8 protein-coding genes are annotated in these 6,885 nt (G+C 44.6%); 4 read left to right on the forward strand and 4 right to left on the reverse strand.

Features of this window, described 5'->3' with window-relative positions; genetic code table 11:
• From Q0314_RS10405 to folE, 4 genes are all read right to left on the reverse strand, one after another.
• A partial coding sequence (locus tag Q0314_RS10405; protein WP_298058785.1) for an aminotransferase class V-fold PLP-dependent enzyme occupies positions 1–417 on the reverse strand: 417 nt, incomplete at its 3' end.
• 386 nt (positions 418–803) lie between these two features.
• On the reverse strand, positions 804–1,475 hold the full coding sequence (locus Q0314_RS10410) for a hypothetical protein (protein WP_298058787.1): 672 nt from the start codon (positions 1,473–1,475) through the stop codon (positions 804–806).
• Between the two features lie 115 nt (positions 1,476–1,590).
• The gene (gene fliI, locus Q0314_RS10415) at positions 1,591–2,895 is read right to left on the reverse strand and encodes a flagellar protein export ATPase FliI (protein ID WP_298058789.1); all 1,305 of its coding nucleotides are present in this window, start codon (positions 2,893–2,895) and stop codon (positions 1,591–1,593) included.
• Positions 2,895–3,497, reverse strand: coding sequence for a GTP cyclohydrolase I FolE (folE, locus tag Q0314_RS10420; protein ID WP_298058791.1), 603 nt, complete (start codon positions 3,495–3,497; stop codon positions 2,895–2,897). The genes fliI and folE overlap by 1 nt, the downstream gene beginning before the upstream one ends.
• A gap of 139 nt (positions 3,498–3,636) precedes the next feature.
• Here folE and tig point away from each other — a divergent pair, with 139 nt between their 5' ends.
• From tig to Q0314_RS10440, 4 genes are all read left to right on the forward strand, one after another.
• On the forward strand, positions 3,637–4,953 hold the full coding sequence (tig, locus tag Q0314_RS10425; RefSeq protein WP_298058792.1) for a trigger factor: 1,317 nt from the start codon (positions 3,637–3,639) through the stop codon (positions 4,951–4,953).
• A complete protein-coding gene (gene clpP, locus Q0314_RS10430; protein ID WP_002949394.1) occupies positions 4,953–5,543 on the forward strand; it encodes an ATP-dependent Clp endopeptidase proteolytic subunit ClpP in 591 nt (196 codons plus the stop codon). The genes tig and clpP overlap by 1 nt, the downstream gene beginning before the upstream one ends.
• 10 nt (positions 5,544–5,553) lie before the next feature.
• Positions 5,554–6,606 (forward strand): diguanylate cyclase, encoded by a 1,053-nt coding sequence (locus Q0314_RS10435; protein ID WP_298058793.1) that lies wholly within the window; start codon positions 5,554–5,556, stop codon positions 6,604–6,606.
• Positions 6,603–6,885, forward strand: a 283-nt coding sequence (locus Q0314_RS10440; protein WP_298058794.1) for a peptide deformylase, incomplete at its 3' end; no start/stop codon positions are given. The genes Q0314_RS10435 and Q0314_RS10440, both read left to right, overlap by 4 nt.

Genomic DNA, 6,885 nt, shown 5'->3' on the forward strand with positions numbered 1-6,885 from the left:
GATGAGCTTTCTTAGGTCGTTTGGATCGAGCAGGCCGTTTTCGTTTACTGGCACGCGGCTCACGCGAACGCCGTATTTTTTGAGAAACTCAAATGTCGCCGAGATCGCCGGGTGCTCGACGGCGCTAATTATGACGTGATCTTTGTCTTTATTTAATATATGATCGAAAAATACGCCCTTAGCCACCCAGTTGTTGCTCTCGGTGGCGCAGCCCGTGACCACGATGTCGTCGTTATCGCTCGCGTTTATGCCCGCATAGAGCTGATCCATCGCGCGGCGAAGCGCGGGGTGCGTCTCGGAGCCGAATCTATGAAGCGAGTTTGGATTGCCGTATTTTTCGCAAAAAAACGGCTTCATAAGCTCGAAAGCTTCGGGATCGACCATCGTCGTGGCATTGTTGTCTAGATATACTCTCACGCTTGACCTTTATCAATTAGGATATATTTTATCCCTTTTATTTTCGCGACGATAATATAACAAATTTTATAAATTTTTGATTAAAATTTTAGCTTAGTTTTTTCAAATTTAAGCGGTTTTTGATAGAGTTTATATATTGAAATTCCTTATCAAATAAGCAAAACATCGCCGTTTCGGTCAAATTTGAGATAAAAAGATAAAATATATCCTAAACTTAGTTTGATTTCTTAAGGTTTTAGAAAATTTAAAAATTAAAATTTTTGTATTTTGAGTGAAATTCGGCGAAATAAATCCGAATTTTTCGCCGACTCGGGATAAATTTATATCTTTGCTCGGTTAAATTTGACGCACAATAAAGACGAGAGCGAGCGTCAAATTTAAGGCTGCTAAATGTTTCTGGCGTCGTAAAATTTGATCGTCCAAGGTACATCCGCGACGTCTGTGCACAGCTTTGACGCAAAATACTCCCGAACCGCGGCGTAGTCTGATTTTGAGATGAAATAAATATTTATAACGCTCGTTTGGCTAAACAGGGCAAGGTTGCAAAAGTAGCTTAAATTTACGTCCTTATCAAAGGCTCTAAGCACGCATTTTACGATAAAAATCAGCGCATAAAAAATAAATGCGGCCAATACGAACATAAACGGGATCACTACCGCGGAAAGCGGTTTCTTTGGTATCGCTCCTAAAATTTGATAGGGCGATTTTCGCATTTGGGCGATATCTGCTAAATTTATCGTTACTCCCTTTTTGGTTTGGTAAATTTTATCCTCGTAAAGGTAAACGAGCGAGGGATTTTTGAGTTTTTTGATTAGGTCGGCGGCGGCTAAAATATTCATAAGAATACCGCTACCAAACATCGAAGCAAACCTAGGGTCTCGCATCGCCTCTGCCCTAAAAACCTCCCAAAATGAGCCGCTTTGCCAATCTATCATGCCGCTAAAAAATATAAAAAACGTCATAAAAAGGTTAAAGCCGAGCAAGAATACGCAACTAAGCGCGATAACGTAAAAATCATCCTGTAAAATCAGCGGATTTTCGTCGTAGTTTCTGCTCAAATTTGATCCTTTGTGCGCCGTGCGATAAAAATATTCGGCTTAAATTTAACCCATCAAATTTAAGAACCGGCAGGATAAATCGTGCGCCAAATTTGCCTGCGAAGCCTAAAATTGACTAATTTATCCCGCCTAGCAGCTCTTGCGTCTGCTCGAAGCTAAAGCCCTCTTCGGCGTCTTGTTTTAGGAAGTTATCTATAAATTCTTTTTTCGAGATGGCAAGGTCTAGCTCTTTGTCGCTGCCCTTTTGATACGCGCCGATGCGTAGCAGGACCTCGTTTTCTTTTAGAAGTGAGTAGAGACGTTTTAGCTTGGCGGCGTTTGCTCTGTGCTCTTTGGTCGCGATGTCGCTCATCACGCGCGAGGCGGAGTTTAGGATGTTTATAGGCGGGTAGATGCCAAAGTCCGTCATCTCGCGGCTAAGCACGATATGTCCGTCTAGGATCGAGCGACTCTGGTCGGCTATCGGGTCGCTCATGTCGTCGCCGTCTACTAGCACGGTAAAAAAGGCCGTTATGCTGCCCTTGCCTTCCTCTTTGCCCGCACGCTCCATCAGCTGAGGTAGCAGGGTGAGTACGGATGGCGGGTAGCCCTTAGACGTCGGCGGTTCGCCCAGCGCCAGACCGATCTCTCGCTGCGCCATTGCAAACCTCGTCACGCTATCCATGATAAAAAGCACGTCTTTGCCTTGGTTTTTGAAGTATTCTGCCACGCTCATAGCGCAAAAGGCGCCGTATTTTCGCATCAGCGGGCTATCGTCGCTGGTGGCTACGATGACGACGGTGCCGCTTAGATCGCCGCGTAAATTTTTCTCGATAAACTCCGGCACCTCGCGGCCGCGCTCGCCGATGAGGGCAACTACCTTGATCGGGGCTTGCGAGTTTTTTACTATCATGCCCATGAGCGTACTTTTACCTACGCCAGAGCCCGCGAAAATGCCAAGTTTTTGGCCTTTGCCGCAGGTTAGCAGCCCGTCGATGCTTTTAACCCCGACGCTAAAAATTTCATCTATTAGTCCGCGCTTCATCGCATCGATCGGAGCTTGCATGATCGGAGCGTACTCGGTCGTAGCGATCGCGCCTTTGCCGTCTTTTGGATTCATAAAAGGATCCACTACGCGCCCCAAAAGAGCGTCTCCGACGGGTATTTTCATACCTTGGTCGCTTTGATAGACGAAGTCGCCGATCTTGTAGCCTTCTACAAAGCCAAAAGGCGAGATGAGTGCGGTATTTTGCCGCACCTCGGTCACCATCGCTAGTCCGCTTTTGCTCTTATCTTTAGCGCAAATTTGCACAATGTCGCCGATGCTGGGGCGTAGTCCCGAGATCTCTATCGTCGTAGCAGAAATTCGCTCGATCACGCCAAAGACGCTAGAGAGAGATAAATTTGCGCCCAGTTTTGATTTTAAGCTATCTAAATTCACTAAAATCTCACTTCTTTGTGCGAATTTATGAGAGAGAAAAATTCGCGCCTAGTCTCGCTGCTACTTAAAAAACATCCTCGCAGCGCCGAAGTGGTAGTGGTCGAGTTGATCTTACCCACGCCTCGCATCTCCACGCACATGTGGCGCGCCTCGATGACGACGCCAACGCCTTTTGGTTTGATGACGTCTTGCACGGCTTCTGCGATCTGCTCGGTGAGCTGCTCTTGGATTTGCAGGCGGCGAGCGAAGATATTTACCATGCGTGGGATTTTGCTAAGGCCCACGACCTTGTGATTTGGGATGTAGGCCACGTGCACGCGCCCGAAAAACGGTAGCAAATGATGCTCGCAAAGGCTGTAAAATTCGATATCGCGCACGAGCACCATTTCGTTATTTGAGCTATCAAACAGCGCGTCGTTTAGCACGACTTTTGGGTCTTGAAAGTAGCCGCTCGTTAAAAACTCATAAGCTTTAAAAACGCGCTCGGGAGTTTTAGCTAACCCCTCTCTATGCGGGTCTTCGCCGACTAAATTTAGCATCTGCTCGACGCAGCTTTCAAACTTTTCTTTTTTTAAATTTTCATTTTTTAAATTTTCTTGCATTTGCGTTCCTGATTCATTTCGCTATCTAAATTTGATAAATGATTTTACTTAAATTCGCCTTTCGCGCGCTTAAATTTATACTATGAATAAGGAAAATTTTGCTACACTCTAGGAAATTTTTATTTTTTAAAGGAATTTAATGCAAATCAAAACCAAGGCGATCGACGCCGTAAATGCTTCGCTAAGTGCGAAAATACCGAGCGCGGACGTAAAATCCAAACTCGAAAACGCTGCTAAAAAAGCTGCGAAAAATATGAAAATAGACGGATTTAGAGCGGGCAAAGTGCCTGTGAACGTAGTGCTAAAACGTTACGAAAAAGAACTAACAGCCGATGCCGAGCAAGACGCGCTAAAAGATGCGATCGATGCAGGTCTAAAAGAGCTAAATAGAAAATTTGAAGAAGTTATCGGCGAGCCGATCGTGACTAAATTTGATAGAGGCGAGAACGAGATAGACGCAGAGATCGAGCTTTCGTTTAAACCCGTTATAAACATCGACGGCTACGAGGAGCTGATAGATAGCGTCACCACTCCGCGCGTAACCAAAAAAGAGATTGACGAGAGAAAAAACGAAATTTTAAAAATGATGGCTCCGCTAGAAAAAGTGGAAAAAGAGGCGCTTGAAAAGGGCGATTTTGCTAAATTTGACTTCGAAGGCTTCGTAGACGGCGAGGCGTTTGAGGGCGGCAAAGCCGAAAACTATCTGCTAGAAATCGGCTCTGGTCAGTTTATACCTGGCTTTGAGGACGGTATGATCGGGCTAAAAGTCGGCGAAGAGCGCGACGTGAAGGTTAAATTTCCGGCCGAGTACGGCGCTGCGCACCTTGCGGGCAAAGACGCGACGTTTAAAGTAAAACTACACGAAATCCAAGGTAAAAAAGTGCCTGAAGAGATCGACGAAGAGACGCTAAAGCGCATCATGCCGGGCGAGGAAAAGGTAAGCGTCGAGCTGTTTGAAGAGAGACTAAAAGAGCAGATCAAAGCCGAGAAGCACGCTAAAAACGTAAACGAGGAGCTAAAGCCTAAATTTGCCGACGCGATCGTGGCTAAATTTAACTTCGACGTGCCGAAAAACATCGTAGAGCAAGAGATGGATATGCAGTTCCGCGGCGCTTGGAGCAGCTTTACGCCTGAGCAGATGGCTAAATTTAGAGAGGATAAAGACGCTCTAACTAAACAGCGCGAGACATACCGCGACGACGCCGTAAAAAGCGTGAAGCTAACGTTTATAATAGACGAGCTAGCGCGCCGCAGAGATATCAAAGTAAGCGATCAAGAGCTGATCCAAGCGGTGTATTTTGAGGCGTATCGCTCAGGCGTAGATCCGAAGCAACACCTTGAAAACTATAAAAATCAAGGAATTTTACCTGCGATCAAAATGTCGATGATCGAGGAGAAGCTATTTAACGAGATGTTTGCGCTAAAGAGCGATAAGAAAGAGAAAAAGGCGGAGTAATGAGCTACTACATCCCCTACGTCATCGAGCGTACGAGCAAGGGCGAGAGAAGCTACGACATCTACTCGCGCCTGCTAAAAGACCGCATAATAATGCTTAGCGGCGAGATCGAGGACGGCATGGCGTCTGCGATCGTGGCTCAGATGCTGTTTTTAGAGGCCGAAGATCCGGACAAAGACATATATCTATATATAAACAGTCCTGGTGGCGTGATAACGAGCGGATTTAGCATTTACGATACGATGAACTACATCAAGCCCGACGTCTGCACGATCTGTATAGGTCAGGCGGCGTCTATGGGCGCGTTTTTGCTTAGCTGCGGCGCGCAGGGCAAGCGTTATGCGTTGCCAAATTCACGCATCATGATCCACCAGCCGTTAGGCGGCGCGCGCGGACAGGCGACGGATATAGAGATCCAGGCGAAGGAAATCTTGCGTATGAAAGAAATTTTAAACGCGATCCTAGCTAAAAATACGGGTCAAAAACTAGCTAAAATCCAAAAAGACACCGACAGGGACTTTTTCATGAGCTCTGCCGAAGCCAAAGAGTACGGGCTTATAGATAAAGTTTTGGAGAAAAGCTTTAAGTAAAGAGTAAAATTTGATAAAGTTAGACAACAAAAAAAGCGAAAACGTAGCGGCAAATAGCGCGCCTACTCAAAAAGTAGGCGCAACAGCCAAAAAGGACGAGTTTAACATTTACGGTTTTTCCGAGGCGATCATAAAAGAACTAACCGAGGAAAATATCCCCTCGATCCCGAAAAACTACACCGTTTTTTTTGAAAAGATGCTCGAAAAGCAGTCTGACGACTTTAAGAAAAAGGTCGGCGAGATCATAAAGATCGAAGACGAGATCGGCAAACTCGAGGACGATAGACAAATCAATATCGAGCGCGAGGTCAAAAATAGCTTTATGCAGATAAAAAGCATGCTACAGGCCGTTGCGCTCATATATAAAAATTTGGGAGTTTTAAAAACTATCATCAAAAAACGCTCGGAAAGCCTAGATCCAAATGTAAATTTGATCACGATACAAAGCGTCTTTAACTCTTTTAACGAAGACTTAAACAAGCTAAATTCGCTAATGGACAAGCATATCGAAGTTATCAAAACGAGCTACGAAGAGATTAGTAAGGTTTTTAAGCTGGTTGAAGAACAGTCTATATATGATGAAAAATTTGACGTATATAATAGAAAATTTTTCCTCAAGACGCTTGGTATCGAGTCTGAAAATATAAAAAAATACGACTACAAGTCCTCTGTTATGCTACTAAAGCCAAAAGATAGCGCGCTGGATGGCATCGGATCAAAAGGCAAGTTGGCCGTTTTAAAAAATATATCTCGCATGTTGCTTCGTACATCGAGGCGTAGCGATATCTTGTCGCACTACGGCGGAGGATGTTTTGCTATGCTGATGAAGCATACCGACATAAGCGGCGCACAAAAAGCCTGCAAACGTATAACCGATATGTTTTACGACACCTCTTTCATGCTAAATGGAGAGAAATACGAGTTTGATATGGAAGTGGTCACTTTTGATCTAAACATGACAAAAACTATCGAGGAGATGCTTTCTTTGGCGCTTGATTCGCTTGTAAACACTGGTAGAGACGGCGAACACTTTTTGGTACTAGAGGACAAGACTGAAAAATGATACTAGAAATCCTAACCTATCCGAACAAAAAACTTTTCGTCAAATCGCTTGAAGTGAAAGTTTTTGATGAAAAGTTGCATAATTTTTTAGATGATATGTATGAAACCATGATCGCTAAAAACGGCATCGGACTAGCTGCTATCCAAACTGGCGAGGCTAAGCAAATTTTGATCATAAATTTAGTCGACGAAGAGAGCAAGGAGCAACGCAAAGAGGATCTGCTGGAAATCATAAATCCCAAAATTTTACGCAAAGAGGGCGAGATAATCTATCAAGAAG

The sequence above is a fragment of the uncultured Campylobacter sp. genome (genome assembly GCF_938040115.1).
Taxonomy (GTDB): Bacteria; Campylobacterota; Campylobacteria; order Campylobacterales; family Campylobacteraceae; genus Campylobacter_A.